We start from the raw sequence: 25,918 nt of genomic DNA on the forward strand, positions 1-25,918 counted from the left end.
TCACGTATCCTTTGCCCGCTCTATCAGGGCGCGCCGGTCCAAGGTAAATCCACTTTCAATCCATGCCTGCTCTGTTGCTTTCAAGGCGGCACCAAGTGCTGGACCCGTCAGTTCTGGTGTCAAATCTGATGCCGTCAGCGGAAAAATCGCAGTGGCCCCTTTGGCGATTTCAGCCTCCGCGTCCTGAGAAACCGGCTGTTCAAAAAATGCCGCCCTAAGGCATGACACGGCGCGCGCAATATCCGCATTTTCACGATAGGCGATCTCTGCAAGCCCGCTCGGTCCCACCGCACACTCTCGATAGGTCGCATATCGGCGGCATTGCGCCTTGGACAACCGCAAAAGACCAGCCACATCAAAATCACCCAACGCCGCAAGGCGCAGGATTGGGTCTGGATGTGTTTCAAAAGAGGTCAAAAGGAAGAACGCCTTGGTCGACGCCCCCGGCAGAAGGGTGTTCAAAACCCCAGATTGGTCCATCGCGCCAATGGCCTGATCTGGCGACGGGGCAGACAACAGCTTGATGATCTCCGCCCCAACACGCTCCCGCGACAGTGTTGCCAATCCATCAAGATGTGTTGCACAAGCCGCCAAGCCATCAGGGTCTAATCCCGCAGAATGATCGCCATACCACGCATAAAATCGAAAGAACCTGAGAATGCGTAGATAGTCCTCTTTGATCCGAAGATCAGGATCATCAATAAAGCGGACGCGCCCAGCGCGCAGATCAGGTAACCCGCCAAGCGGGTCAATGATCGTTCCTGTCGCATCGGCATATATCGCATTCATCGTAAAATCACGTCGCCGCGCGTCATCTTCCATATGAGTCGAAAATGCGACGACAGCGCGACGGCCATCCGTCTCCACATCTTTGCGAAAGGTAGTTATTTCAAACGGTTCGCCCTCCGCGATCACCGTGACCGTACCGTGATCAATCCCGGTTGGAATAACTTTCAATCCGGCGTCTTGTGCCAGAGTTAAGATGAGTTCGGGTCGCACGGGTGTCGAAATATCCAAATCACTGACAGGAACACCAAATAGGCTGTTCCTGACACACCCCCCAACAAAATATGCTGGCTCTCCAATCGCGGAGAACAGTGCCATCACTTGGCGCGCTCCCGTACTTTTGAGCCAAGAGGCTGTAAGATTCGTCACAATTGCACCCGATCCGCCAGTCCGCGTAAAATGCGCGCCGTGGCACCCCAGATGTAATATGGTCCGTAGGGGACAGTGAAAAACGACCGCTTTTGTCCGCACCATAGGCGCGACTGCACATTGAAATTGTCTGCATTGAGAACGTGGTTCATGGGAACAGTGAAAATTTCCGAGACTTCGCCCGGCTCGGCGATGGGCACAAAATCATCTCTAATCCAGCCTAAAACCGGGTATATCTGAAACCGCGTCACGGTTTCGTGGGTGGGCAGCGTCCCAATAACATCAACAATCTGACGCGGCAGACCGATCTCTTCTTCAGATTCGCGAAGGGCTGCGTCAATCGGATCCGTATCTGTTGGGTCCACCCGGCCACCTGGGAATGCAATCTGACCCGGATGATGTTTGAGTGCGGATGAACGTTTTGTCAGCACAAGCCTCGGCCCCTTGGGATGATCCATGATGGGGATCAACACACCGGCCGCCCGCAAATCACCCGTCACAGCGCCCGAAAAATCCGGATTCAGATCAAAATCTGACGACGGCGCGCCAGACATGTGGAGCGCCGCCTCAAGTGTGGTGCGATCAATCGGTGGTTCCATCCGGCTTAACCTCCGCATCGAAGCCAACTGTTTTTGGATCGAGAATGTAATGCTCGCCACAGAATTGGCAGTCGGCGGTCACCGTCCCCTCCTCCGTCGTCATATGCCGGATGTCCTTTGCGGAGTACATCGACAGACTGTTGCGCACGCGATCCTCGGAGCAGTTACAGCCAAAAGCGACGGGCTGCGGATCAAAAACCCGAGGCTGCTCTTCGTGAAACAGGCGGACAAGAAGATCAGTGGGCTGAACGCGCGGACCGATAAGCTCCATCTCCTCAACGGTACTCAAAAGAATATTGGCGCGGTTCCAGTCCTCCAAATCATCCTCGGCCAGAATGTCGGCGGGCTTCAAAAGGCTTTGCTCTTCTGCGCCCTCCAAAGGTGCGGCGAAGGGTGAGGCTTTCGGCATTTTTTGCAGCATGATGCCGCCCGCACGCCAAGATTCGGTTTCGCCAGACATGCGCGATTTGCCAAAAGAGGTCGAAAACTGCGTCGGCAGTTGCTCGGACTGGGCAAAATAAGTTTCCGCGCAAGACGACAAAGACCCACCGGCGATCGGCGTGATGCCTTGATAGGGTGTTGTGCCGCTGCCTTGGTCAATCAGGATGGCAAAATAGCCTTTGCCAATTTGCGAAAACGGATCAACGCCGGGCTGAAGGCGCTCGGCATCATAGGAGGCATAGGCCCGAATGCGCCCCGGCGCGCCATCCTTTTCTGGCGCGTAATAATCGGTGGCGATCAACCGAGCCGGACCATCCCCGCGCACTTGCAGCGAGAGTTTCCAACGCAATTTGATGGTCTGACCAATCATTGCGGTCAGCAATGCAATCTCAGCGACCAGCGCTTCTATTTCGGGTGGATAATTGTGTTGCGACAAAACGCGGTCCAAGACCCCGTCAAGGCGCGCGACACGACCCCGGATGTCGGATGCATCCAGTTGAAACGGGAGAACGGTGTCATCCCATGCGATTTTCGATCCGATCATTTGTGCTTTCCTTGAGGTTCGGCGCTGACATATCGTGTTCATATAGGTGGAACAACCGCCGAAGGAAGGTGGAACACGATGCGGCGCTACGGAGAATCGAAAGTTTTTGGGCAAACCTACCGTGCACGTCCTGGTGTTTACGCTCTATTGCCCCGCAATGAGCGCGTGTTGTTGACGTACCAAGGCGGGATTCACCACGAGTTTCAATTTCCCGGCGGTGGCATTGATCCGGGGGAAAGCCCAATCGCAGCGCTTCATCGCGAGGTTTTTGAAGAAACCGGCTGGCGCATCGCCTCCCCAACCTTCATCGGGTCTTTTCGACGTTTCGTATATATGCCCGAATATGACATGTGGGCAGAAAAAATTTGTCGGATTTACCGGGCTTTTCCGGTCAGACAGCTTTCTGAGCCGCCCGAACCAGATCATTCTGCGCACTGGGTTTCAACCAAAGAGGCCTCAATCCTGCTTGGGAATCCAGGTGAGCGGGATTTACTGAACACTATTCTTTAGCGACCCCTCCGGGATATTCGAGCAAAATGGCAGAGATGTCGTCAGGGAAATCCTGATCGTTGTTGAAATCGTTCAAATCCCAAAGGAACGTGTCAAAAAACGCGTTGCCCGTTTCAGTGGCAACTTTTTTGCACATTTCAACCAACCCCTCTTCACCGAGCATACCATCACCGCCATCGGGACATTCCGTAACCCCATCGGAAAACAGCAAAATCCTGTCGCCGGGAGACAGTTTCATGTGAACATCCTCATAGGCGGCGAAAGGGATCAGACCGACAGGCAATCCGCCATCGCCAAAAAAGGATATGTCCCCATTGGCACGCTGCACAATCGGGTGTGGGTGACCGCATTGGGTCATAACAAATTCGCCGCTGAACCGATCAAAATGGCCAAGGATCATTGTGAAATAGAGGTCCGTTTCCATTTCCTCCAACATCAAACGGTTCAGTGCCATAGCCGCCTCAGACGGGCTAGCCGCAATATATCCGCCATTGTCATCAGATCGAATCGCAAGATTTTGTTCTGACGTGGAGCCTGTAAGATAAGCGGCAAGCCGTGCTGTCATCAAAGCTGATGCAATCCCATGGCCCGAAACATCAATCGAAAAAACGCCAAATTGCCGCTCATTGATCGGGAAGAACCCGACAAGATCGCCACCAACATGGCCGCTCGGGCGTAAAAGCAGCGAAATTTGAGCCGTCTCAAAATCATGGAATCGTTCCCGTACGAGTGATTGCTGCAACTTTCGCGCTTCGACAAGGTCACGGTCGAGGGAATCATAAAGTTCAGATATTTCTTTCAATGTCGAACTGACCAGCCGGTTCTTTTCGGTCAGTTCTCGCTCCATCCGCAAAATGCGCTCCCCGGCACGAATACGCGCAAGCAATTCATCCCCCGCCACCGGTTTGGTCAGAAAATCGTCAGCTCCAACATCCAAACCCTGTGCAACCTCAGTCTTATCGGATTTCGAAGTCAATAGGATGAAATACCCATAGTTCGCCCGATCAAGTTGCCGAAATAATTGACAAAATTCTAGCCCGCTCATCCCCGGCATCATCCAGTCGGAGACAATCAAATCAATGCTTTCGCTTTGACAAAGGTTCATCGCCTCTTCGCCGGACCCCGCCTCAAACACCGTGTAGCCCCAGCGCCCGAGATAAGACGATAGAATCCGCCTCTGAGCGCGGGAATCATCAACAACCAACACATTGTTGACCACACCACGCTCTGGCACGGCTTGAAGATAGGCTTGTTTTTCTTGTGCGATGGCCAAAATCAAAATCCTTAAAAGGCGCGCTCTGATCGGACAATGCACCCCTCGGTTTAATGCGGCCTTAAATCTAAAATTTTCTGGAATAATTGAGGCGCGCTTACTGAAAGCTAAGATTCTTCATGTCTTATGCATCAGGAAAAGGAGAGCGTCATGATTGATTGGAGTCGAGTGGACGATCTGCGTGATGAAGTCGGTGACGAGGATTTTCGCGAAGTCGTCGATCTCTTTCTCGATGAGGTGGATGAGGTGATTGAGCGGATGAAACATCACCCGACCCACTCCAGCATTGAGAAAGATTTGCATTTTCTCAAAGGCAGTTCGCTTAATCTTGGGTTTGCGGCGTTTTCAAGCCTCTGTGCGGCTGGAGAACGCGCCGCGCGAAATGGAGAGGCCGAAACCGTCGATCTCGGCCAAATTTTTGATGCCTATACACAATCGCGCGCCACTTTTGTGGCAAAAGTCGTCTCGTAAATACGGGAGATCAAAGAACGAATTCAGCCAAAGCCTGATCGTTGGTGATGTCACGGTAGACAAGGCCAGCATCATCCATCTTTTGAAAGAGATGCGCAAAGCTATTTGAGTCCGTCGTCTCAATGCCGATCAAAACAGATCCAAAATTTCGAGCCGACTTTTTAAGATACTCAAATCGCGCGATATCGTCCTGTGGGCCAAGCATGTCCAAAAAATCGCGCAAAGCGCCGGGGCGCTGCGGCATACGCAGGATGAAATATTTTTTAAGGTTGCGGAACCGCTGAGCCCGCTCCTTGACCTCGGGTAGCCGTTCAAAATCGAAATTTCCGCCAGACGTAACACACAAAACGCGCTTGCCGCGAATGTGGTCACGGATGTCCCAAAGCGCATCAATCGAAAGTGCGCCCGCCGGTTCAAGCACGATCCCCTCAACGTTCAACATTTCGATCATCGTTGAACAAATCCGATCTTCTGGACAGGACAAAACGTGATCTTTCGGCACGTCTTTGAGCACCTCGAACGGGATTTCACCAATTCGTGCAACAGCGGCGCCATCGACGAAGCTGTCTACATTCTTCAGCGTCACCAATTCGCCCACCTCCAAAGCAGCGGCCAAAGATGTTCCACCGGAGGGCTCAACAAAATAGATCTCGGTCGTAGGTGAAACCTCTTTAAGATACGATAAAACACCGGAGGACAAACCACCGCCGCCGACCGGCAAAATCACCATATCAGGGACCATTTGCGACATGAACTCGACCGCAACCGTTGCTTGTCCTTCGATCACATCTGTGTCGTTGAAGGGTGCCAAAAAATGCCCGCCCTCATCCGCGCAATAGGCGCGTGCGGCGTCCAAAGTGTTGTCAAAATAGTCTCCAACCAAGCGGATTTCGACCATATCTGCACCAAACACGCGGGTTTTATCAATTTTCTGCTGCGGTGTCGTCACAGGCATAAAAATGACCCCACGCACACCGAATTCACGACAGGCAAAGGCGACCCCTTGGGCGTGATTTCCCGCAGACGCACAAACGAAAAGCTCTATGCTTGGGTCTTTTTCCCGCGCCTTGACCATCGCATTCCAAGCGCCACGCAGCTTATAAGACCGCACAGGGGTGAGGTCTTCGCGCTTAAGCCAAACGTCACAGCCATAAGCCACTGAAAGATGATCATTGCGCAAACATGGCGTCGGCTCAAACAAGCGCCGCACTCGGGCTTCGGCCTGACGTGCCTTGTCAGAAAAGTTGGTCCAATCAATCATCGAGCCGGCCCCGCACGGAAATCTCATAAATCGAAGACAAGAGGCTGACGTTCACCATCAAAACGATCCACCCCGTGACCAATTCGTAAATCAGCCCAGGCAATCCGTTGCCAAAGAGCATGCCTAAAATTTGCAGCGCGACCAAACTGACGATCGACAGGATGGCTGCCTGCAAAATTGTGGCGCTGTGCGGTTTGGTGGCGCTCCATGCCTCCGCAAATCGCATTTTCCCGCCCAAGGCGATTTCGGGCAGGACCGGGGACACCCGCAAAAATCCATAGATTGCCGGCAAGCCAATCACGACCATGAGGAACAGGCCGCCAAGCACCATAGCCCCCTGTGATCCCAAAATAGACACCAAAAAGGCGGCCAAAATACCAACAAACAATCCGATCAACAGGCCGATCAGTAAGGACACCCCAAAGTACCCCCAGACCCGCGAACCGCTCCAGGATGGAAACGCGGATGTCGGGCGCTTGCCCTCAAGCACATAGCGGTGCCATTCGACCGCGACCCAACAGGAGCCGACCGCCATCACAACATTGGACAGAAGAATGAGCAAAAGGGATGAGCCGCCCATCATGGGTGCGTCGCTTTCCGCCATGCCTTCCATATCTAACGATCCGAAAGCTAAGATCTGGCAAACCAAGATGGCAATCCAAATCAGGCCAGAAACGGCCAATGCTTCGTCGAGATTGCGGAACACACGCAAAATAGCGTGTTGGAACAATTGAAATCCGGTCATGATCGCCCTTTGAGACTGTGTTTGGGGATGGTTTAGGACTTTTCGAGCCGAAGCTAAAGCATTCTGACAGTGAACTGAGTGCGAAACCTTGCTCTTGGGCGAAAAACCCGATACTCGCCCGTGCGATATCCGAAAAAGGAAAGTCTCATGTCTGCGCCCAAAAAAGTCGTTCTTGCCTATTCCGGCGGCCTTGATACGTCGATCATTCTGAAATGGCTCCAGACCGAATATGGCTGTGAGGTTGTCACCTTTACCGCCGATCTCGGTCAGGGCGAGGAACTGGAACCCGCGCGTCAAAAGGCCGAGATGCTCGGCATCAAACCGGAAAACATCTATATCGAAGATGTTCGCGAAGAGTTCGTGCGCGATTTCGTGTTTCCGATGTTCCGCGCCAATGCGGTCTATGAGGGGCTCTACCTGCTCGGCACGTCCATCGCCCGCCCGCTGATCTCCAAACGTCTTGTCGAGATCGCTGAGATGACTGGCGCAGATGCGGTCGCCCACGGTGCCACCGGCAAGGGCAACGATCAGGTGCGGTTCGAGCTTTCGGCCTATGCGCTCAATCCCGACATCAAAGTGATTGCGCCTTGGCGGGAATGGGATTTGACCTCGCGCACCAAGCTTTTGGAATTTGCCGAACAGAACCAGATCCCGATCGCCAAAGACAAACGTGGCGAAGCGCCATTCTCGGTGGACGCGAACCTATTGCATACCTCGTCTGAGGGTCGCGTTTTGGAAGACCCGGCACAGGAAGCGCCCGATTACGTCTACTTGCGCACCGTGAAACCCGAAGATGCGCCCAATGAGCCAGAATTCATCGAAGTCTCCTTTGAAAAAGGTGATGCGGTTGCAATCAATGGCGTGACGATGAGCCCGGCAACGGTTTTGACCGAGCTGAATGAATACGGCCGCAAACACGGCATCGGTCGTTTGGATTTTGTCGAAAACCGTTTTGTTGGGATGAAATCGCGCGGCGTGTATGAAACCCCCGGCGGCGCGATCCTTTTGGAAGCGCACCGTGGGATCGAACAAATCACCCTCGATTCTGGCGCAGGTCACCTCAAAGACAGTCTGATGCCGCGCTATGCCGAACTGATTTACAACGGGTTCTGGTTTAGCCCTGAGCGTGAAATGCTTCAGGCCGCCATCGACAAATCTCAGGAACATGTGTCCGGGACCGTGCGTTTGAAACTCTACAAAGGTTCTGCGTTCACCGTGGGTCGTTGGTCCGAGGCTTCGCTTTACTCGGAAGCGCATGTGACCTTTGAAGATGACGCCGGTGCCTATGACCAAAAAGACGCTCAGGGCTTTATTCAGCTCAACGCCTTGCGTCTCAAACTTTTGGCCGCGCGGAACCGTCGCCTTAAAGGCTAAGTCGCATAAAACTTAAAGAAAAAGGGCGCTAGAAAGCGCCCTTTTTCTTTTATGGATCACGCCGCGCGAAATGACTTTACCTCATTCGCAGTCGGGATCGCATCAGCCGTTCCATGGCGCGTAACCTTTAATGCTGCCGCCTGAACTGCCCACTCCATAGCTGCCTTGATCGGCATCCCCAGATCAAGCCCGGCCGCCACATAGCCAATATAGGTATCGCCAGCGGCAGTGGTGTCCACGGGATGCACCACAGGTGATGAGACTTCGATCACCTCGCCGGTTTCATTGGACCGCCACATTGCGCCCTTGGCACCAAGAGTCACCATGACTTGTGGGGCAGGAATTTTATCGAGTGTCACGCCCATTTCAGAGCACAGTTGCGCAGCCTCAACTGAATTCATCACCAACATCGACACATCAGGCACAAGATCCCTGACCGCTTTGATCGAAAAAGGCGCGGCAGAATAAATCACACGCATGCCTTTGACGATGGCAAAGGTCGCGGCAAAGGCTTGAAGATTGGTTTCGTTTTGGATGAGAAGCGTGTCGGAAGGGGCCGCCTGATCAATCGCATCGACAACGAATTCACTGTCCTGCTGCATGTTCGCGCCGGACTCGAGAACGATGGTGTTCTCACCCTCGGAATCGACATAGATCACAGCATGTCCCGTGTCCTGTTCGACCATGCGCAGAAATTTACAGTCCACGCCGTAGGATTGGATTTGATCGCGCACCCATGCGTCTCGTTTACCAATAGCACCAATATGAAACACAGACGCGCCGGCTTTGGCCGCGGCAACGGATTGATTCATTCCTTTGCCGCCAAGTCCAAGGCTGTGCGCCGTCGCACTAAGCGTTTCCCCCGGCGCAGGCAGGTGTGGCAGTGTGTAAAAATGGTCGATGTTCACCGACCCCAAATTAAAAATCGCCATACGCTTCCCCTTTTCAAAACTCGTTACCGCAACTGACCCACCTTGCACGCCGCAAGGATCGCCATGTTCAAGATATCATTTACTGTCGAAACAGTTGAACAAATCTGAATAGGTCTATCAACACCCGTCAAAATCGGACCAATTACGGTCGCTCCAGCCATTTCCTGCATCAGTTTCACCGAAATCGACGCGGAATGGCGCGCTGGCACGACTAAAATGTTGGCGGGTCCTGACAAACGACAAAACGGATAGGCCGCCATCGCATCAGGGTTCAGCGCCACATCGACCGTCATTTCGCCATCATATTCGAAATCCACGCCGCGCTTATCAAGCACTTGCGGGGCCATGTGCATTTTGTTGGCGCGCTCGGAGACCGGATAGCCAAAGGTCGAAAAGGATGCAAAAGCCACGCGCGGCTCAATTCCCATCGCGCGCGCCACACGAGCAGCCGCGACAGCAATGTCAGCAAGATCATTTTCGTCAGGCCACTCATGAACCAAAGTGTCGGCAATAAAGATAATCCGCCCTTTGAGCAGCACGGCGGTCACACCCACAGCCCCATCTTCGGCCTTGGCATCAAACACGGAATTGATCCGGTCCAATACATGCGCCGATTTGCGTGTCGCCCCGGTCACAAGACCATCCGCATGATCATGCGCCAACATCAGCGCCGAAAACGCATGGCGGTCACGGGCGGCAAGGCGGTGAATGTCTTTTTGGTCAAAGCCTGAGCGTTGAAGACGATTGTAGAGGAAGGTTTTATACTCTTCCAGATACGGCGTGTTGGCCGCGTTCACGATCTCAAGCTCGGTCATAGCCTCGCCAAGACCCTCTTCTTGAAGTCTGACGCGCACATCGTCGTCACGCCCCACCACAAGCGCACGGCCAAACCCACCACGCTGATAGGCAACAGCGGCGCGCAAAACGCGCGGATCATCGCCCTCGGCAAAAATCATCGTTGCTTGCGCCTGTTTCGCCCGCGCATAAAGCCCCTGAAGGATCTGCGCTGTCGGGTCCATGCGCGCTTTCAGCTCCTGCACATAGCCTTCCATATCCACAATCGGACGACGCGCCACGCCGGTGTCCATCCCGGCCTGCGCCACTGCGGGCGGGATAGTATAAATCAAACGTGGGTCAAACGGGGTTGGGATGATGTAATCGCGGCCGAAAGACAGCTTTTGCCCATAGGCCAGAGCCACCTCATCGGGCACATCCTCGCGCGCCAATTCAGCCAGCGCACGCGCACAGGCGATCTTCATCTCGTCATTGATCGCACGGGCATGAATGTCCAAAGCACCGCGAAACAGGTAGGGAAAGCCCAACACGTTGTTGACCTGATTGGGGTAATCCGAACGCCCGGTGGCCACAATCGCGTCTTCGCGCACCGCATGAGCCTCTTCGGGTGTGATCTCCGGGTCAGGGTTCGCCATGGCAAAAATCACCGGATTGGGGGCCATATCCACCACCATATCCTGAGTCACAGCGCCCTTAGCCGACACCCCAAGGAACACATCCGCGCCCTTCATCGCCTCTTTCAATGTGCGCGCGTCGGTCTTGGCGGCATGGGCGGATTTCCATTGGTTCATACCTTCGGTACGGCCTTGGTAAATCACACCTTTGGTGTCGCACATGATGCAATTGTCATGCTTTGCACCCATCGATTTGATGAGCTCCAAACACGCGATCCCCGCAGCACCCGCACCATTGAGCACGATTTTACAATCTTCGATCTTTTTGCCCGACAAATAGAGCGCATTGATCAGGCCCGCAGCACAGATCACCGCCGTCCCGTGTTGGTCATCGTGAAAAACCGGGATGTCCATCTCTTCCTTGAGCCGCTGCTCGATGATGAAACACTCGGGTGCCTTGATGTCCTCAAGGTTGATCCCGCCAAAGCTCGGCCCCATAAGGCGCACAGCTTGGATGATCTGTTCGGGGTCTTCGGTGTCAAGTTCAATGTCGATCGAGTTCACATCCGCAAAGCGTTTGAACAATACCGCCTTGCCCTCCATCACCGGCTTGGAAGCCAGCGCCCCGAGATTGCCAAGACCCAAAACCGCCGTCCCGTTGGAAATCACCGCCACAAGGTTGCCCTTGTTGGTGTAATCATAGGCCGTTTCGGGGTGGGCCGCGATGGCCTCACAGGGCACAGCCACGCCAGGCGAATAGGCCAGCGACAAATCACGCTGGGTGTTCATCGGAACGCTTGGCGTGATGTCGAATTTGCCAGGGCGCGGCTCCATATGAAATACGAGCGCTTCTTCGCGGGTTTGTTTGATCTTGGACATGCGGGTGGGCCTCCTCCTCGTCAGGCCTGCATCCTTATCCAGACTGAGCCCCGGCCTCAACAAAAAGAACGCGTTCTGGGCCTTTACGCCACATATAGTGCGAGTAAGTTGGGGCAACCCAAACCGGAGAGACAAGCCCGTGTCGCATGAAACGTCCGCCGCCACCCCGATGATGGCGCAATACCTCGAGATCAAATCGCGCCATCGCGATGCTTTGCTGTTTTACCGCATGGGTGATTTCTATGAGATGTTTTTTGATGATGCGATTGCCGCCTCACAGGCGCTCGACATCGCGCTCACCAAACGCGGCAAACATGCGGGTGACGACATCCCGATGTGCGGCGTGCCCTTTCATGCGGCTGAGACCTATCTTTTGAACCTGATCCGCAAGGGGTTCAAAGTTGCGGTCTGTGAACAGCTCGAAAATCCGGCCGACGCGAAAAAGCGTGGCGCGAAAGCTGTGGTCAAACGCGATGTGGTGCGTCTTGTCACGCCTGGCACATTGACCGAAGACAGCCTGCTTGATGCGCGGCGTCACAATTACCTCGCGGCTTTCGCGGAGGTCCGCAATGAGGGTGCTTTGGCCTGGATCGACATTTCCACCGGGGCTTTTCACGTCATGCCTTGCCCGTTGGTCGGCCTCGGCCCGGAACTGGCGCGGCTGAACCCATCCGAGATCGTGGTTTCTGAGGCAAATGACGCGAATTGGGCTGAATTGGTCTCTGATTTTCATCCCAACATGACTCCGCTTTCGCGCGCATCTTTTGACAGTACCTCGGCGCAAAAGCGTCTGACGGAACTGTTTCGGGTCTCATCTTTGGATGCATTCGGAGCATTTTCTTTGGCGGAAATGTCGGCGATGGGCGCGATCATCGACTATCTCGACATCACCCAAAAAGGCAAATTGCCGCTTGTGCGACCGCCCGTGCGAGAATCTCTGCGGGGCAACATGCAAATTGACGCCGCCACACGGCGGAACCTTGAGATCACGCATTCCCTGTCCGGCGCGCGCGATGGGTCGCTTTTGTCCGCCATGGATCGCACCGTGACCGCCGCCGGTGGTCGTCTTTTGGAGCGTCGCCTTTCAAGCCCGTCTCGCGATGTCGATATCATCACGGCGCGTCTTGATGCCATCAGCTTTGCCATTGAAAACCCGAAACTCTCCGAGCCATTGCGCGAGGCCCTGCGGCGGGTGCCCGACATGGAGCGCGCGCTGTCTCGGATCGGTCTGGAGCGCGGCAGTCCGCGCGATTTGGCTGCTATTCGCAATGGCCTCTCACAGGCGGAGATCATTGCCAACAGCCTTTCAGACGTAGAACTTCCGAGCCTAATTCAGCAGAAAACAGCTTTTCTTGTCGGTCATGTTGAACTGATCGACCTTCTCGATATGGCTCTTGTTGCCGAGCCGCCCCTACTCACCCGCGATGGTGGGTTTATCGCGCCCGGCTATGACGCGGAACTCGATGAATGCCGCACTTTGCGCGACCAAGGCAGAGGTGTGATTGCCTCGCTCCAATCCAAATATGCCGAGACGGCAGGCGTCTCGTCGCTGAAAATCAAGCACAACAATGTGCTGGGTTATTTCATTGAGACAACCTCGACCCATGCAGAAAAAATGCTGTCTGCACCGCTGAATGAAATCTTCATCCACCGTCAAACAACCGCCAACCAAGTGCGGTTCACCACGCTGGAACTCAGCGAGCTTGAGACCAAAATCCACAATGCCGGCGGGCGGGCGCTTGAGATTGAAAAACGACTGTTTGACACCCTGTGCATGGCCATTCTGGAGCGCGCGCCTGCCATCAACGACGCCTCATCTGCCCTCGCGGAAATGGACCTGATCAGCTCACTCGCAGATTTGGCCATTTCAGAGGATTGGACCCGTCCTAAGGTGGATCAGGGTCGAAGCTTTGAAGTGATCGGTGGGCGTCATCCCGTTGTGGAACGGGCTTTGCGCAAGCAAGGTGGCAATAAATTTGTCGCCAACGATTGTGACCTCTCAGACGGTCACGACGGCGCAGCGATCTGGCTTTTGACCGGGCCGAACATGGCGGGTAAATCGACGTTTCTGCGCCAAAATGCGCTCATCGCGTTGATCGCACAGGCCGGGTCCTTTGTTCCCGCCAAAGACGCGCATATTGGCATTGTCTCGCAATTGTTTTCGCGTGTTGGTGCTTCGGACGATCTTGCCCGTGGCCGTTCGACCTTTATGGTCGAAATGGTCGAAACAGCCGCCATTCTCAACCAAGCCGATGACCGTGCTCTGGTCATTCTTGATGAAATTGGACGTGGAACGGCGACCTATGACGGGCTGTCTATCGCCTGGGCCACGCTTGAACATCTCCACGACGTCAACGCCTGTCGCGCACTTTTCGCGACCCATTACCACGAGATGACCAGCCTCTCCGACAAACTCAAAGGTGCAGAAAATGCCACCGTTTCGGCAAAGGAATGGGAAGGTGAAGTGATTTTCCTTCATGAAGTGATCAAGGGCAAAGCGGACAGGTCTTATGGCGTTCAGGTCGCCCGGCTTGCGGGACTGCCTCCAGCTGTGGTTGAGCGCGCCAAGGCGGTGCTTGAAGCGCTTGAGAAAGGGCAATCCCAACACGCGGCCAATCCAAAGGCGATCATCGACGACCTGCCGCTGTTTTCCGCGATGCCTGCCCCGGCTCCTACGCCGAAGGCAAAAGAAAGCGCAGTCGAAAAGGCGCTTTTGGACATTCTTCCAGACGAACTCACGCCTCGCGAAGCGCTTCAGGTGCTTTATGATTTGAAGGCGAAACTCGACTGAGTTTCACAAAGAAAAGGCCCCCACAGTTGTGAGGGCTTTTTTGTCTTTCGGGTTGCCTTGGCTTAGGCGGGGTTGGACGACACGCCAACCTGAGCCGGGCGCAACAGGCGATCGTGGATCATAAAGCCCACATTCATCACCTGAATGATGTCACCCGCTTTGGTGCCCGGCACCGGAGCCTCGAACATCGCTTCATGTTCCTGCGGATCGAACGCTTCACCGACTTCAGGCGTGATGATGACGATCCCGTGCTTTTTGAACACGCTGACAAGTTCGCGCATGGTCAATTCGATGCCTTCGATCAAAGCCGCCTGAGCTTCACGCTGATCTTCGGCAATTGCATCAATCGCGCGTTTCATATTGTCGAAAATCGGCAACATATCCCGCGCCAGTTTCGATCCGCCGTAATTCTCCGCTTCGCGCCGATCCCGGTCCGCCCGTTTGCGCGAATTCTCTGCATCTGCCACGGCCCGGATAAACCGGTCTTTGAACTCATCCCGTTCCGCGCGCAGCTTTTCCAGCTCATCGACCTCCTCTTCGGCCGCAGCCTCAAGAAACTCTTCAAGCCCAGCATCCAGTTCGGTTTCGATCTCTTCAGCCATGTCTTTTTTTGGATCCGTCATGTTCCACCTTTTCACGCCTTGCCGGACAATATCCGACCGACAAGTTGCGCCGTGTAATCCACAATCGGAACAATCCGCCCATAATTGAGACGAGTCGGCCCGATCACTCCCACAGCACCAATTATCTTTCGTTCAGCGTTCATATAAGGAGAAACCACCAAAGAGGAACCCGAAAGAGAGAAAAGTTTGTTTTCTGAGCCAATGAAAATACGCACACCTTCGCCATCTTCAGTCAGTTCGAGAAATTCGGCAATGTCGCGTTTCTTTTCCAAGTCATCAAACAGACTGCGAATGCGATCCAATTCCTCGGCTTCCGCACTATCCCCCAATAGATTCGAACGCCCCCGCACTATGAGTCGCTCATACACGGCTCCCTCGCCCCCCCAAAAGGCGCTGCCGTTTTCGATCAGATCGGCGGCGAGGCTATCCAACTCTTGTCGGCGCAGTTTGATTTCCCGCTCTACCGTTGTACGCAACTCGCCAAGGGTTTTGCCCTCGATCAGAGAATTCAGAAAATTCGTCGCTTCACGTAACGAGGATGGCGTTTGTCCAATTGGCGGGGTGAAAATCCGGTTTTCTACATGTCCGTCGGCAAAAACCAAAACCACAAGTGCGCGATCTGGTGCCAAATTGACAAATTCTACATGTTTCACAGGGGCTTCATGCTTGGGCGCCAAAACAAGGCTTGCCCCCTGCGTCAGTCCCGATAGCGCGGAACCGACCCGATCCAACATCCCGCCAATATGCGATTGATCCTCGCGCACGGTTTCTTCCATCTTCGCGCGGACATCGTCGGTCACAGTGCCGAGTTCAAGCAACCCATCCACAAACAAACGCAGCCCGAGTTGCGTTGGCACACGTCCGGCCGACACATGCGGACTATCCAGCAACCCAAGATACTCAAGATCCTGCATCACATTGCGCACCGTCGCGGCCGAGACTTTTTCGCTCATCGTTCGCGTCAAGGTGCGCGACCCAACCGGATCGCCATTTTCAAGATAGCCCTCCACAACGCGGCGGAACACCTCGCGGGATCGGTCGTTCATTTCGGTGATTAAATTCGCACGGTCGTTCATATCGCAAAGGACTCCAACGGTATCGTCATTAAAAGACATGCGTTGCCGGGGTCAATGACACTTGCACCTTTCACACCCACTTCGTTATGTCTCAGCCAACAAAAATGGAAGGAATGACCATGCGACCCTCCGGACGGAAATTAAACGAGATGCGCCCGATCTCGATCGACATCAATGTGACAAAACATGCCGAGGGCTCCTGCCTGATCCGCTGTGGCGATACGCATGTTTTGTGCACCGCGACCATTGAGGAACGCGTGCCCCCGTTTATGCGCAATTCTGGCCAGGGCTGGGTCACAGCGGAATATGGTATGTTGCCTCGTTCGACGTCTTCGCGGATGCGTCGTGAAGCGACCCAAGGCAAACAAGGCGGTCGTACCGTAGAAATTCAACGTTTGATCGGTCGCGCCCTGCGCGCCGGTGTGGATCGCGTTGCCCTTGGCGAACGTCAGATCACCATCGACTGTGACGTCATTCAGGCCGATGGCGGCACGCGTTGCGCCTCGATCACCGGCGGCTGGGTCGCTCTGCGCATTGCCACCAACAAATTGTTGAAATCCGGCGCGCTGATCTCCGATCCACTGCTGTCCAACGTCGCCGCCGTGTCCTGTGGCATTTACGCGGGTCAGGCTGTGCTTGATCTCGACTATCCTGAGGATTCCGAAGCGGGCGTTGATGGGAACTTCATCATGCTCGCCAATGGTCAGATGATCGAAACCCAAATGAGCGCCGAGGGGGCTACTTATTCGCGCACTCAAATGAACGAACTCCTTGATCTTGCTGAAAAAGGTGTCGCTGAACTCGTTGCCGTACAAAACGCTGCGGTGGCCTGATGCGCATGTTTGATGGCAACACGCTGGTCCTCGCCTCCCACAACAAGGGCAAGCTTCGCGAAATCACTGAGCTTTTGACGCCTTTTGGGATCAAAGTCATTTCCGCCGGGGACCTTGGGTTCGAAGAACCGGACGAAACCGAAGACAGCTTTGCCGGAAACGCCCGGATCAAAGCTCATTTCGCCGCCAAAGAAAGTGGGCTGCCTGCGCTTTCCGATGACAGTGGCATCATGGTCGATGCATTGGGTGGTGCCCCCGGTGTCTACACCGCCGATTGGGCCGAAACGCCCAATGGTCGCGATTTTCCAATGGCAATGACAAAAGTTTGGGACAAGCTTGAGGCCGTAAATGCCCCCGAGCCCCGCACCGCACGCTTTTGCTGTACGCTTTGCCTCGCTTGGCCTGATGGCCATGATGAGATTTTCGAGGGCACAGTTGAAGGCCGCCTTGTTTGGCCTATGCGTGGTGATTTGGGCTTTGGGTTTGACCCGATTTTCTTGCCTGATGGCGAAACAGAAACATTTGGTGAAATGGACCCTGCCAAAAAGCAGGGCATGAGCCACCGCGCCGATGCCTTTCGTAAACTGGTCTCCGGACCCTTCAAGGACCTCTGTAAATGAGCACTCGTAAACTCATCTCTTCCGGCTCTGCTTTTGAATCCACCATGGGCTATTCCCGTGCCGTCGCTCAGGGCGATTGGTGTTTCGTGTCCGGCACAACCGGCTACGATTACGCCACAATGACCATGCCCGACAGTATCGCCGATCAGGCCCGCAATTGCTTTAAAACCATCTCGAATGCACTGGAACAGGCCGGATTTTCCCTCTCCGACACTGTGCGTGTGCAATACACAGTCAGTGACAAAGCCTTGGTCGACGATCTCATCCCGGCCCTGGGCGAAGCCCTCTCCGACATTCGCCCTGCGGCCACAATGGTGATTGCCGATCTCATCAAACCTGAGATGAAAATCGAAATCGAAATCACGGCTTTCAAGGGCTGATGATGGAAGACTGGCAAAACGGCGGATTTGGTCTTTATTTTCACTGGCCGTTTTGTCAGGCAAAATGCCCATACTGCGATTTCAACTCCCATGTCGCGGCCACAATTGACCAAAAGGCATGGGAGCGCGCATATCTTTCTGAAATCGACCGGATTGCAGCGCTCACACCGGGGCGCTTGGTCAATACCATCTTTTTTGGCGGCGGCACCCCATCTTTGATGGAACCTCAGCTTGTAGATGCCATTTTAAGCCGGGTTAGAGCCTCATGGGTGCTTGCGAATGATGTCGAAATCACGCTTGAAGCCAATCCAACCTCCGTGGAAGCGGGTCGTTTTCGTGGCTATCGCGAGGCAGGCGTTAATCGTCTGTCGATGGGCATTCAATCGCTTCGTGACGACGATCTACGTCGTCTTGGCCGGCTTCATTCCGTCTCGGAAGCCCAAAAGGCCTTTGATATTGCTCGATCCGCCTTTGATCGGGTCAGCTTCGACCTGATTTACGCGCGCCAGGGCCAAACTCAAGAGGACTGGCGTTTGGAACTGCGCGAAGCCCTCTCTATGGCCGTCGATCACCTGTCCCTCTATCAACTGACCATCGAGCAAGGCACCGCCTTTGGCGATCGCTACAATCGTGGCCAATTGCGTGATCTGCCCTCGGATGACGCCGCCGCTGATATGTATTTCCTCACCCAAGAGGAATGCGATTCCGCCGGAATGCCCAGCTATGAAGTCTCTAATCATGCTCGAAAGGGGTCTGAAAGTCGGCATAACCTGATTTACTGGCGCTATGGCGACTACGCTGGCATCGGCCCAGGTGCACACTCCCGCCTCACCCTTGGGGGACAAAAATACGCCATCGACACGCCTCTCTCACCGGCTCTTTGGCTCGCCTCCGTTGACGCTAAGGGCCATGGCGAACAAGAGCGCTACACTCTGCCCGGCTATGATCAGGCCCTCGAATACCTCATGATGGGACTTAGAATTTCAGAAGGGGTTGATTTAGCCCGGCTTTCCGCTCTCTTTGGATATGATTACTCCATTAAAAACAAATACTTAGTAGAAGACGGATTTCTAAAATCAGAAAACGGGCGCCTTTCCGTAACTGGAAAAGGCCGCCCGCTGTTAAATGCCATCATTCGGGATTTGATCCCGGACGCTTAAACGCCCTTAGATAAAATTCTGCAAATCGTATCCAGATCATCCAAAGTCGCGTAGGAGATCGAAAGCTTACCGCTCTCTGACCCGTCTTTGTGATCAATCTCCACCTTCATGCCCACCGTAGCTGACAAATCAGCCTCCAAAGCACGGGTATCGGCGTCCTTTTCAGAGGCACGGAAGGATTTTACCGCCTTCGGCTGAGTTGGGGTCTTTTCAGCCTTTACAAGCTTTTCGGCATCCCGCACCGAAAGCCCACCTTTCACAATTCGTTTCGCCAGTTCGGCCGGATTTTCCGCCGTCACCAGAGCGCGGGCGTGGCCAGCAGAAAGGTGACCATCGACAACCAAATCCTGAACATCCGACGGCAAATGAAGCAGTCGCATCAAGTTCGCGATATGGCTACGGCTTTTGCCCAATGCATCAGAGAGCTTTTCCTGTGTGTGGCCAAACCGCTCCATCAATTGCTTATAGCCTGCCGCCTCTTCAATCGCATTCAGGTCAGCGCGCTGAATGTTCTCGATAATCGCAACTTCAAGAACCTCAGTGTCTGTGTAAGCGCGTAAAATGACAGGAAGTTCATGTAATCTGGCCAATTGGGACGCACGCCAACGACGCTCCCCAGCCACAATCTCATAGTCACCAGCATTTCTTGGGCTTTCGCGTACGATCAAAGGTTGAATCACACCTTTTTCGCGAATGGAATTGGCCAAATCGTCCAATGCGCCCTGCTCAAAGGTCCGCCGTGGCTGATCTGGATTCGGCACGATTTTCTCAATCGGCACCATCATGTCAGGCCGGCGAGGTTCTTTTGTATCTGATGCGCCACCAATTTCTGGCGCGACGTCCGCCATCAATGCTGACAAACCACGCCCGAGACCGCGGGTTTTTGGCTTCGTCGGATTTTCCATCTCTTATTTACCCCTCTTTGCAGCGACTTCGGTCGCCAAAGCCCTGTAGGCCAAGCTACCCTTGGAATTCGAATCGTATTGAAGAACAGGTAAAGCAAAAGATGGTGCTTCACTGACACGTACATTGCGCGGAATCACCGTTTGAAACACCAATTCTCCCAAATTTTCGCGCGCATCCAACTCCACCTGACGAGACAGATTGTTTCGTTGATCATACATCGTCAACACAACCCCCTCGATTCTCAAATTTGGATTCGCTGTCTGGCGCACCTCTCGTACAGATAACATCAACTGAGACAAGCCTTCGAGTGCAAAAAACTCGCTTTGAAGCGGCACCAAAACGGAATCAGCGGCGACCATTGCATTCACCGTCAACAGGCTGAGCGATGGAGGGCAGTCAATTAAAATAAAATCAAACAGATAGCCATCAATTGCCGGCTGACGTAGCGCGTCATGCAAAAGAAAGCTTCGCTTTTCGCTTGAAACCATTTCAATGTCGGCAGAGCTCAAATCTACGGTCGCAGGCGAAATCCAGAGGCCTTCGATATCAGTTGTTTGAATAACATCGTGTAAATCCACATCCCCAAGAACAAGGTCATAGGTTGTGAATTTGCGACTCTCTATATCGATTCCCAAGCCAGTTGAGGCGTTCCCTTGCGGATCAAGATCTACAACAAGGACACGAAACCCGTTTTCAACCAGCGCAGCAGCCAAATTTATAGCTGTCGTTGTCTTCCCGACACCGCCCTTTTGGTTCGCGACTGCAATAATCTTGGGGCCTGGCGGGCGAGTGGGATCAGACACGTCTTATATCTCCAATAAGAAGGGTGACGGCATCTTGGCCCGTCGCGCTTGGATATTCTTCGTAGGTGAAGCGCCAAGTTTCAAGAGATTCTGCGATCTCATTTGACACATTGGCCCCTTTTTGGAATATGGCCAGCCCAGACTCAGAAAGATGGCGCTCGGCATAGTTTAAAAGCAGTGGCAAAGCTGCAAGCGCACGCGCGGAAATGATATCTGCATTGAGGGGCGGAATATCTTCGATGCGTTTTGCTATTACAGTGACGGGAACGTTCAAATCGCGCGCCACAGTTCGAAGGAATTCCGCCTTTCTTTGGTCGGATTCAACCAAAGTAAATGCCATTTCTGGTGCATGTTCAGCAGCCAAAACAGCGCAGACCAAACCAGGGAACCCTCCCCCACTTCCAATATCCACCCAAGATTTGCTTTCTTTTGGCGCCAAAGCAAACACCTGAGCCGAATCCAAAAAATGTCTATCCCAAGCATTTTCAACTGTGGACTTTGCCACAAGGTTTATGGCGGGGTTCCATTTCTTTAAAATTGAAAAATAGGCCTCAAGTCGCTCGAATGTTTCACGTGAAACATCCAAGCCCGCAAATGCAATTTTATTCATTAAGACGCCTTTGCTTTCTTTCCTTGACGCATACGTGCAAGAATAAGTGTGGTCGCAGCCGGGGTCATCCCCTCAACACGGCCGGCTTGAGCGATCGTCTGTGGGCGCACGTGCTCCAGTTTCATACGAAGCTCATTCGAAAGTCCGACGAGCGCAGAATAATCGAAATCATCGGGGATAATTTGTTTTTCATCCCGCTTCATCGCCAAAACATCCCGCTGTTGCCGTTCAATGTAAGTGGCATACAACGCATCCTTTGAAAGTTGCTCGCGAATATCGCCGTCGACTTCTGCAAACGTCTGATCAAGCTTGATTATTTCATCATAATCGACATCAGGGAATGACAGAATTTGGAACGCATTGCGGCGACTGCCATCAGAACTGGCGCGGATTCCAACTTCTGACATCTGTTTTGGCGTGAAAACAGCACTCTCTAAAAGAGTTCTACCGCTCGCGAGGGCTTCCATCTTTTGAGTGAATGCTTGTCTTCTTTTTTGACCAACAAGACCTAAGCCCAACCCAACAGGCGTTAATCTTTGGTCTGCATTATCCGCGCGCAGGGACAATCTGAACTCCGCACGCGAGGTGAACATGCGATAAGGTTCAGTCACACCACGCGTCACCAAATCGTCAATCATCACACCGATGTAGCTTTCCGAACGCGCGAAAACCGTCGTCTCCATTTCCAAGGATTTGCGTGCGGCGTTTAAGCCAGCCACAAGACCTTGTGCTGCAGCCTCTTCATATCCCGTGGTCCCATTGATCTGCCCTGCAAGGAAAAGTCCCGGCACATCGCGCAGTTCAAGCGTCATTCGAAGCGCACGGGGATCCACATAATCATACTCAATCGCATACCCTGGCTGAAGGATCTCAACAGTTTCAAGACCGCGAATGGAGCGCACATAAGCCTCTTGAACATCGACTGGAAGAGAGGTTGAAATGCCGTTTGGATAAACTGTGTCGTCATCTACGCCTTCAGGTTCCAAAAAAATCTGATGGGAGGTTTTGTCGGCAAAGCGGACAACTTTGTCCTCGATCGAAGGGCAATAACGCGGGCCGACGCCTTCGATATGGCCGCCATACATTGCAGATCGAGACAAATTTTCGCGAATGATGTCGTGAGTAGCCTCATTCGTATGCGTGATCCCGCAAGACACCTGACGCGCCGTTGGAGCCCGATTGAGGAAAGAGAACATCACAGGTTCATCATCACCCGGCTGTTCTTCGAGAATATCCCAATTGATGGTTTTGCCATTTAAGCGCGGAGGGGTTCCCGTTTTGAGCCGCCCCATTGGCAGGCCAAATCCATATAGCCGCTCAGCCAAAGCAACAGAGGGCTTATCCCCCATACGGCCGCCCGCATGGCTGACATCGCCAATATGTATCAAGCCATTCAAGAATGTCCCGGTCGTTAAAACAACTGCACCGCAAGAAATCTCAGAGCCATCAGCCAAAATGACGCCGGAAATCTGCGCGTCCTGCATCACAAGGTCGGCAACCTCAGCTTCAATGATGGTCAGGTTTTCCGTTGTGGAAAGCTCTTTCAACATCTCTTCGCGGTAAATCTTCCGATCTGCCTGGGCGCGCGGACCCTGTACTGCCGGACCTTTTCGACGGTTCAAAAGGCGAAATTGAATCCCGGCCTTATCCGCAATTCGCCCCATAACGCCGTCCAAAGCATCAATTTCCCGCACAAGGTGGCCCTTTCCAAGCCCCCCAATGGCAGGATTACAGGACATGACGCCAATATTGCTGCGCTTAAGTGTGATCAGAGCGGTCCGAGCCCCTGTCCGAGCTGCCGCAGCGGCAGCGTCAGATCCAGCGTGGCCGCCACCAACGACGACAACATCAAAGTCGGTATGTTTCACGTGAAACACTCCTTGCGCCATTTTCATTTCCCAATGCAAAAACTGGAGAAAATCTCTCCGAGGATAGTTTCAACGTCAACCCGCCCCACAAGGCAATTGAGCGCATGGATTGCAGTGCGCAACTCTTCTGCTGCCAACTCGGTCCGATCTGCCCCGAGCAATACTTCATTTTGCGCTGATTCTAAAGAGAGCAGTGCATCACGAATTGCAACTCTGTGGCGTTCGCGGATGGCGGACGACGCCGACGAAGCGCGTTCCGTCAAAGTCGTAGAAATCTGGGCGACCATGACGTCGATCCCCTGCCCGGTCTTTCCGGACACCGAAAGCCATTTACCACGAACCGACCCGTCATCATCCTTGCTGAGAACCAAAAGATCACCCTCTTCTGGTTCGATCTCAGGAGCAGCGTCTTTATCCGCCAATAAGATGACACGCAAATCAGCGTATTTTGCCCGTTCACGCGCACGCTCAATACCAATCGCTTCAACAACATCTTCGGTCTCACGCAGGCCCGCCGTGTCCAAAAGAGTCACAGGCAATCCGCCAAGCTCCATTCGAACTTCAATCACATCGCGCGTGGTCCCGGCGACCTCGGAGGTGATCGCTGCATCGCGTCCCGCCAGTGCATTTAACAGCGTGGACTTTCCGGCATTTGGTGGACCGACGATGGCCACTTCAAAGCCATCGCGAATGCGCTCGGCCATCTTTGCCCCACGCGCCTCGGTTTCGAGATCCAACATAACAGTCGTGATCAGTTCAAGAACTTCTGGCGAGACATCGACAGGAACCTCCTCATCTGCGAAATCAATCGTGGCCTCAATCAAGGCCGCAGCACGCACAAGAGCAGTACGCCAACGCTCAACCTTTTCACCAAGCACACCAGAGAAGACCTTTAGGGCTTGCCGTCTTTGCGCTTCGGTTTCTGCTTCGATCAGATCAGCAAGACCCTCAACCTGGGCCAGGTCGAGACGTTCGTTTTCAAGCGCCCGACGCGTAAATTCACCCGCCTCCGCAAGGCGCAACCCCTCCATCTCAGAAAGAATGCGCAACACAGCATTCACAATTGCGATAGAACCGTGGAGTTGCAGTTCCGCGCTTTCTTCTCCGGTGAATGACGCACCTTTTTCAAAGCAAATGACCAAAGCCTCATCAAGCACCTCGCCCGCCGCGTCACGCAGAATGCGTAGGGCTGTGCGCCGTGCAGATGGCACACCACCGGTAAGGTTTTTGACAGCCAAAAATGCAAGCGGCCCGGAAATCCGGACCACTGCGACGCCTGCTTTGCCGCGGGCCGATGCCAGGGCGTATATCGTATCCATAGGATAACCTATTGATATTAAATGTTAAGCGTTCATAGAATCGAAGAATTCGGCGTTGCTCTTGGTCTGTTTCAACTTCGAGATCAGGAATTCAATCGCATCGGTTGTCCCCATCGGGTTCAAGATACGGCGCAACACATAGGTTTTCTGAAGATCTTTCGAATCGACCAAAAGTTCTTCTTTGCGGGTGCCGGATTTGAGAATATCCATCGCCGGGAAGACACGTTTGTCCGCAACCTTACGATCCAAAACAATCTCGGCGTTGCCGGTCCCTTTGAATTCTTCAAAGATGACCTCATCCATGCGCGATCCAGTGTCGATCAAGGCGGTGGCGATGATCGTCAAAGACCCACCCTCCTCGATGTTACGTGCAGCCCCAAAGAAGCGCTTGGGACGCTGCAACGCATTCGCATCGACACCACCTGTCAGAACCTTGCCCGACGACGGCACAACCGTGTTAAAGGCGCGGCCAAGGCGGGTGATGGAGTCGAGCAGGATGACCACATCGCGTTTATGTTCGACCAGACGTTTGGCTTTCTCAATCACCATTTCAGAGACAGCGACGTGGCGCGTTGCCGGTTCGTCAAAGGTCGAAGAAATCACCTCGCCTTTCACAGACCGCTGCATGTCCGTCACCTCTTCGGGACGCTCGTCGATCAACAGAACGATCAGGTAGCATTCCGGGTGGTTGGTTTCGATCGAATGCGCGATATTTTGCAACAAAACGGTTTTACCCGTGCGCGGCGGCGCAACGATCAGCGCACGCTGACCTTTACCAATAGGCGCAACAAGGTCGATGATCCGAGCAGAACGATCTTTCAGCGTCGGATCTTCGATCTCCAATTTAAAGCGCTCATCCGGATAAAGCGGCGTCAGGTTGTCAAAGTTGATCTTGTGACGGGCTTTCTCAGGCTCTTCAAAGTTGATCTGTGTGACCTTGGTGATCGCAAAATAGCGTTCGTTTTCATCAGGTGCCAACATGACACCTTCCACGGTGTCGCCGGTGCGCAAACCATGCTGACGGATCACATCCGGGGAGACATAAATGTCATCAGGACCCGGAAGGTAGTTCGCTTCAGGTGCGCGCAGAAACCCGAACCCATCTTGCAACACTTCAAGCACGCCATCACCGGAGATTTCCCAATCATCCTCTGCCCGCTCTTTCAGGATCGAGAACATCATCTCGCCCTTACGCATGGTTGAGGCGTTTTCGATCTCAAGCTCCTCTGCCATTGAAAGGAGGTCTTTGGGGCTCTTGGCTTTGAGATCGGCCAGATTAAGGGTGGTGGTTGTCATGAAAAAATCCGTCTCGACCGACTCATTGAGCGGTCTCTTG

General features: G+C 53.7%; 24 protein-coding genes. 8 read left to right on the forward strand and 16 right to left on the reverse strand.

The features are described from left to right. Genes BLT54_RS09585 through hslO form a run of 3 tightly spaced genes read right to left on the reverse strand, consistent with a single transcriptional unit; the run spans position 1 to position 2,739 of the window. The gene (locus tag BLT54_RS09585) at positions 1 to 1,104 is read right to left on the reverse strand and encodes a CCA tRNA nucleotidyltransferase (RefSeq protein WP_074644153.1); all 1,104 of its coding nucleotides are present in this window, start codon (positions 1,102 to 1,104) and stop codon (positions 1 to 3) included. Between the two features lie 47 nt (positions 1,105 to 1,151). Next, on the reverse strand, positions 1,152 to 1,754 hold the full coding sequence (locus BLT54_RS09590) for a CoA pyrophosphatase (RefSeq protein ID WP_074644156.1): 603 nt from the start codon (positions 1,752 to 1,754) through the stop codon (positions 1,152 to 1,154). After that, complete coding sequence (gene hslO / locus BLT54_RS09595; RefSeq protein ID WP_074644158.1) at positions 1,738 to 2,739, reverse strand: Hsp33 family molecular chaperone HslO; 1,002 nt, start codon at positions 2,737 to 2,739, stop codon at positions 1,738 to 1,740. Before hslO ends, BLT54_RS09590 begins: the two co-directional genes overlap by 17 nt. A 78-nt stretch (positions 2,740 to 2,817) precedes the next feature. Here hslO and BLT54_RS09600 point away from each other — a divergent pair, with 78 nt between their 5' ends. Further along, positions 2,818 to 3,249 carry an NUDIX hydrolase gene (locus BLT54_RS09600; RefSeq protein WP_074644161.1) on the forward strand — a complete coding sequence of 144 codons (432 nt, stop codon included), beginning with the start codon at positions 2,818 to 2,820 and terminating at the stop codon, positions 3,247 to 3,249. Here BLT54_RS09600 and BLT54_RS09605 read toward each other — a convergent pair. Then, a complete protein-coding gene (locus BLT54_RS09605; RefSeq protein WP_083351780.1) occupies positions 3,239 to 4,522 on the reverse strand; it encodes a PP2C family protein-serine/threonine phosphatase in 1,284 nt (427 codons plus the stop codon). The two genes, BLT54_RS09600 and BLT54_RS09605, sit on opposite strands and share 11 nt — an antisense overlap. 150 nt (positions 4,523 to 4,672) lie before the next feature. Between BLT54_RS09605 and BLT54_RS09610 the strand changes: the two genes are divergently transcribed. Continuing rightward, the gene (locus BLT54_RS09610) at positions 4,673 to 4,993 is read left to right on the forward strand and encodes an Hpt domain-containing protein (RefSeq protein WP_074644165.1); all 321 of its coding nucleotides are present in this window, start codon (positions 4,673 to 4,675) and stop codon (positions 4,991 to 4,993) included. Positions 4,994 to 5,003: 10 nt separating this feature from the next. On the opposite strand, the gene ilvA is transcribed toward BLT54_RS09610, so the two are convergent. Then, on the reverse strand, positions 5,004 to 6,254 hold the full coding sequence (gene ilvA, locus BLT54_RS09615; protein ID WP_074644167.1) for a threonine ammonia-lyase IlvA: 1,251 nt from the start codon (positions 6,252 to 6,254) through the stop codon (positions 5,004 to 5,006). Further along, positions 6,247 to 6,999, reverse strand: coding sequence for a hypothetical protein (locus BLT54_RS09620; protein ID WP_074644170.1), 753 nt, complete (start codon positions 6,997 to 6,999; stop codon positions 6,247 to 6,249). The genes ilvA and BLT54_RS09620 overlap by 8 nt, the downstream gene beginning before the upstream one ends. A gap of 147 nt (positions 7,000 to 7,146) precedes the next feature. On the opposite strand from BLT54_RS09620, the gene BLT54_RS09625 reads away from it, so the two are divergent. Next, positions 7,147 to 8,373: an argininosuccinate synthase gene (locus BLT54_RS09625; RefSeq protein ID WP_074644172.1), complete on the forward strand. Its 1,227-nt coding sequence runs from the start codon at positions 7,147 to 7,149 to the stop codon at positions 8,371 to 8,373. A gap of 56 nt (positions 8,374 to 8,429) precedes the next feature. Here the strand turns inward: BLT54_RS09625 and BLT54_RS09630 are convergent, their stop codons facing one another. Continuing rightward, a complete protein-coding gene (locus tag BLT54_RS09630) occupies positions 8,430 to 9,305 on the reverse strand; it encodes a ribokinase (protein ID WP_074644175.1) in 876 nt (291 codons plus the stop codon). Between the two features lie 23 nt (positions 9,306 to 9,328). Further along, positions 9,329 to 11,593, reverse strand: coding sequence for an NADP-dependent malic enzyme (locus tag BLT54_RS09635; protein WP_074644177.1), 2,265 nt, complete (start codon positions 11,591 to 11,593; stop codon positions 9,329 to 9,331). 169 nt (positions 11,594 to 11,762) lie between these two features. Here BLT54_RS09635 and mutS point away from each other — a divergent pair, with 169 nt between their 5' ends. Continuing rightward, positions 11,763 to 14,384, forward strand: a complete 2,622-nt coding sequence (gene mutS / locus BLT54_RS09640; RefSeq protein ID WP_074644488.1) for a DNA mismatch repair protein MutS — start codon at positions 11,763 to 11,765, stop codon at positions 14,382 to 14,384. Positions 14,385 to 14,446: 62 nt separating this feature from the next. On the opposite strand, the gene BLT54_RS09645 is transcribed toward mutS, so the two are convergent. Together BLT54_RS09645 and hrcA are read right to left on the reverse strand one after the other, a co-directional pair. Continuing rightward, a complete protein-coding gene (locus tag BLT54_RS09645) occupies positions 14,447 to 15,007 on the reverse strand; it encodes a nucleotide exchange factor GrpE (RefSeq protein ID WP_074644180.1) in 561 nt (186 codons plus the stop codon). A gap of 11 nt (positions 15,008 to 15,018) precedes the next feature. Next, positions 15,019 to 16,083 carry a heat-inducible transcriptional repressor HrcA gene (gene hrcA / locus BLT54_RS09650; RefSeq protein WP_074644492.1) on the reverse strand — a complete coding sequence of 355 codons (1,065 nt, stop codon included), beginning with the start codon at positions 16,081 to 16,083 and terminating at the stop codon, positions 15,019 to 15,021. A 119-nt stretch (positions 16,084 to 16,202) separates the two neighbouring features. Here hrcA and rph point away from each other — a divergent pair, with 119 nt between their 5' ends. The 4 genes from rph to hemW are packed head-to-tail and all read left to right on the forward strand — an operon-like array spanning position 16,203 to position 19,076. Further along, positions 16,203 to 16,916 carry a ribonuclease PH gene (gene rph / locus BLT54_RS09655; RefSeq protein ID WP_009570388.1) on the forward strand — a complete coding sequence of 238 codons (714 nt, stop codon included), beginning with the start codon at positions 16,203 to 16,205 and terminating at the stop codon, positions 16,914 to 16,916. Next, positions 16,916 to 17,536 carry an RdgB/HAM1 family non-canonical purine NTP pyrophosphatase gene (gene rdgB / locus BLT54_RS09660; RefSeq protein ID WP_074644184.1) on the forward strand — a complete coding sequence of 207 codons (621 nt, stop codon included), beginning with the start codon at positions 16,916 to 16,918 and terminating at the stop codon, positions 17,534 to 17,536. The genes rph and rdgB overlap by 1 nt, the downstream gene beginning before the upstream one ends. Then, positions 17,533 to 17,916, forward strand: coding sequence for a RidA family protein (locus tag BLT54_RS09665; RefSeq protein ID WP_074644188.1), 384 nt, complete (start codon positions 17,533 to 17,535; stop codon positions 17,914 to 17,916). Before rdgB ends, BLT54_RS09665 begins: the two co-directional genes overlap by 4 nt. 2 nt (positions 17,917 to 17,918) lie before the next feature. Continuing rightward, the gene (hemW, locus tag BLT54_RS09670) at positions 17,919 to 19,076 is read left to right on the forward strand and encodes a radical SAM family heme chaperone HemW (RefSeq protein ID WP_074644190.1); all 1,158 of its coding nucleotides are present in this window, start codon (positions 17,919 to 17,921) and stop codon (positions 19,074 to 19,076) included. Here hemW and BLT54_RS09675 read toward each other — a convergent pair. Genes BLT54_RS09675 through rho form a run of 6 tightly spaced genes read right to left on the reverse strand, consistent with a single transcriptional unit; the run spans position 19,073 to position 25,878 of the window. Further along, positions 19,073 to 19,981 carry a ParB/RepB/Spo0J family partition protein gene (locus BLT54_RS09675; protein ID WP_074644196.1) on the reverse strand — a complete coding sequence of 303 codons (909 nt, stop codon included), beginning with the start codon at positions 19,979 to 19,981 and terminating at the stop codon, positions 19,073 to 19,075. The genes hemW and BLT54_RS09675 overlap by 4 nt on opposite strands. Positions 19,982 to 19,984: 3 nt before the next feature. Then, complete coding sequence (locus BLT54_RS09680) at positions 19,985 to 20,785, reverse strand: ParA family protein (RefSeq protein WP_074644199.1); 801 nt, start codon at positions 20,783 to 20,785, stop codon at positions 19,985 to 19,987. Continuing rightward, on the reverse strand, positions 20,778 to 21,395 hold the full coding sequence (rsmG, locus tag BLT54_RS09685) for a 16S rRNA (guanine(527)-N(7))-methyltransferase RsmG (protein WP_074644202.1): 618 nt from the start codon (positions 21,393 to 21,395) through the stop codon (positions 20,778 to 20,780). The genes BLT54_RS09680 and rsmG overlap by 8 nt, the downstream gene beginning before the upstream one ends. After that, on the reverse strand, positions 21,395 to 23,263 hold the full coding sequence (mnmG, locus tag BLT54_RS09690) for a tRNA uridine-5-carboxymethylaminomethyl(34) synthesis enzyme MnmG (protein WP_083351781.1): 1,869 nt from the start codon (positions 23,261 to 23,263) through the stop codon (positions 21,395 to 21,397). Before mnmG ends, rsmG begins: the two co-directional genes overlap by 1 nt. Before the next feature lie 23 nt (positions 23,264 to 23,286). Next, a complete protein-coding gene (mnmE, locus tag BLT54_RS09695) occupies positions 23,287 to 24,582 on the reverse strand; it encodes a tRNA uridine-5-carboxymethylaminomethyl(34) synthesis GTPase MnmE (RefSeq protein ID WP_074644205.1) in 1,296 nt (431 codons plus the stop codon). Between the two features lie 24 nt (positions 24,583 to 24,606). Continuing rightward, a complete protein-coding gene (rho, locus tag BLT54_RS09700) occupies positions 24,607 to 25,878 on the reverse strand; it encodes a transcription termination factor Rho (protein WP_074644498.1) in 1,272 nt (423 codons plus the stop codon). Between the last annotated feature and the right edge of the window lie 40 nt (positions 25,879 to 25,918).

Origin of the sequence: Celeribacter baekdonensis (assembly GCF_900102315.1) — a bacterium.
Lineage (GTDB): Bacteria > Pseudomonadota > Alphaproteobacteria > Rhodobacterales > Rhodobacteraceae > Celeribacter > Celeribacter baekdonensis.

Excerpts from the sequence above, each read along its gene's own strand:
- BLT54_RS09585 (WP_074644153.1), bottom strand. The coding sequence starts at position 1,104 with ATGGCACTGTTCTCCGCGATTGGAGAGCCAGCATATTTTGTTGGGGGG.
- BLT54_RS09590 (WP_074644156.1), bottom strand. The coding sequence starts at position 1,754 with ATGGAACCACCGATTGATCGCACCACACTTGAGGCGGCGCTCCACATG.
- hslO (WP_074644158.1), bottom strand. The coding sequence starts at position 2,739 with ATGATCGGATCGAAAATCGCATGGGATGACACCGTTCTCCCGTTTCAA.
- BLT54_RS09600 (WP_074644161.1), top strand. The coding sequence starts at position 2,818 with ATGCGGCGCTACGGAGAATCGAAAGTTTTTGGGCAAACCTACCGTGCA.
- BLT54_RS09610 (WP_074644165.1), top strand. The coding sequence starts at position 4,673 with ATGATTGATTGGAGTCGAGTGGACGATCTGCGTGATGAAGTCGGTGAC.
- ilvA (WP_074644167.1), bottom strand. The coding sequence starts at position 6,254 with ATGATTGATTGGACCAACTTTTCTGACAAGGCACGTCAGGCCGAAGCC.
- BLT54_RS09620 (WP_074644170.1), bottom strand. The coding sequence starts at position 6,999 with ATGACCGGATTTCAATTGTTCCAACACGCTATTTTGCGTGTGTTCCGC.
- BLT54_RS09625 (WP_074644172.1), top strand. The coding sequence starts at position 7,147 with ATGTCTGCGCCCAAAAAAGTCGTTCTTGCCTATTCCGGCGGCCTTGAT.
- BLT54_RS09630 (WP_074644175.1), bottom strand. The coding sequence starts at position 9,305 with ATGGCGATTTTTAATTTGGGGTCGGTGAACATCGACCATTTTTACACA.
- BLT54_RS09635 (WP_074644177.1), bottom strand. The coding sequence starts at position 11,593 with ATGTCCAAGATCAAACAAACCCGCGAAGAAGCGCTCGTATTTCATATG.
- mutS (WP_074644488.1), top strand. The coding sequence starts at position 11,763 with ATGATGGCGCAATACCTCGAGATCAAATCGCGCCATCGCGATGCTTTG.
- BLT54_RS09645 (WP_074644180.1), bottom strand. The coding sequence starts at position 15,007 with ATGACGGATCCAAAAAAAGACATGGCTGAAGAGATCGAAACCGAACTG.
- hrcA (WP_074644492.1), bottom strand. The coding sequence starts at position 16,083 with ATGAACGACCGTGCGAATTTAATCACCGAAATGAACGACCGATCCCGC.
- rph (WP_009570388.1), top strand. The coding sequence starts at position 16,203 with ATGCGACCCTCCGGACGGAAATTAAACGAGATGCGCCCGATCTCGATC.
- rdgB (WP_074644184.1), top strand. The coding sequence starts at position 16,916 with ATGCGCATGTTTGATGGCAACACGCTGGTCCTCGCCTCCCACAACAAG.
- BLT54_RS09665 (WP_074644188.1), top strand. The coding sequence starts at position 17,533 with ATGAGCACTCGTAAACTCATCTCTTCCGGCTCTGCTTTTGAATCCACC.
- hemW (WP_074644190.1), top strand. The coding sequence starts at position 17,919 with ATGGAAGACTGGCAAAACGGCGGATTTGGTCTTTATTTTCACTGGCCG.
- BLT54_RS09675 (WP_074644196.1), bottom strand. The coding sequence starts at position 19,981 with ATGGAAAATCCGACGAAGCCAAAAACCCGCGGTCTCGGGCGTGGTTTG.
- rsmG (WP_074644202.1), bottom strand. The coding sequence starts at position 21,395 with ATGAATAAAATTGCATTTGCGGGCTTGGATGTTTCACGTGAAACATTC.
- mnmE (WP_074644205.1), bottom strand. The coding sequence starts at position 24,582 with ATGGATACGATATACGCCCTGGCATCGGCCCGCGGCAAAGCAGGCGTC.
- rho (WP_074644498.1), bottom strand. The coding sequence starts at position 25,878 with ATGACAACCACCACCCTTAATCTGGCCGATCTCAAAGCCAAGAGCCCC.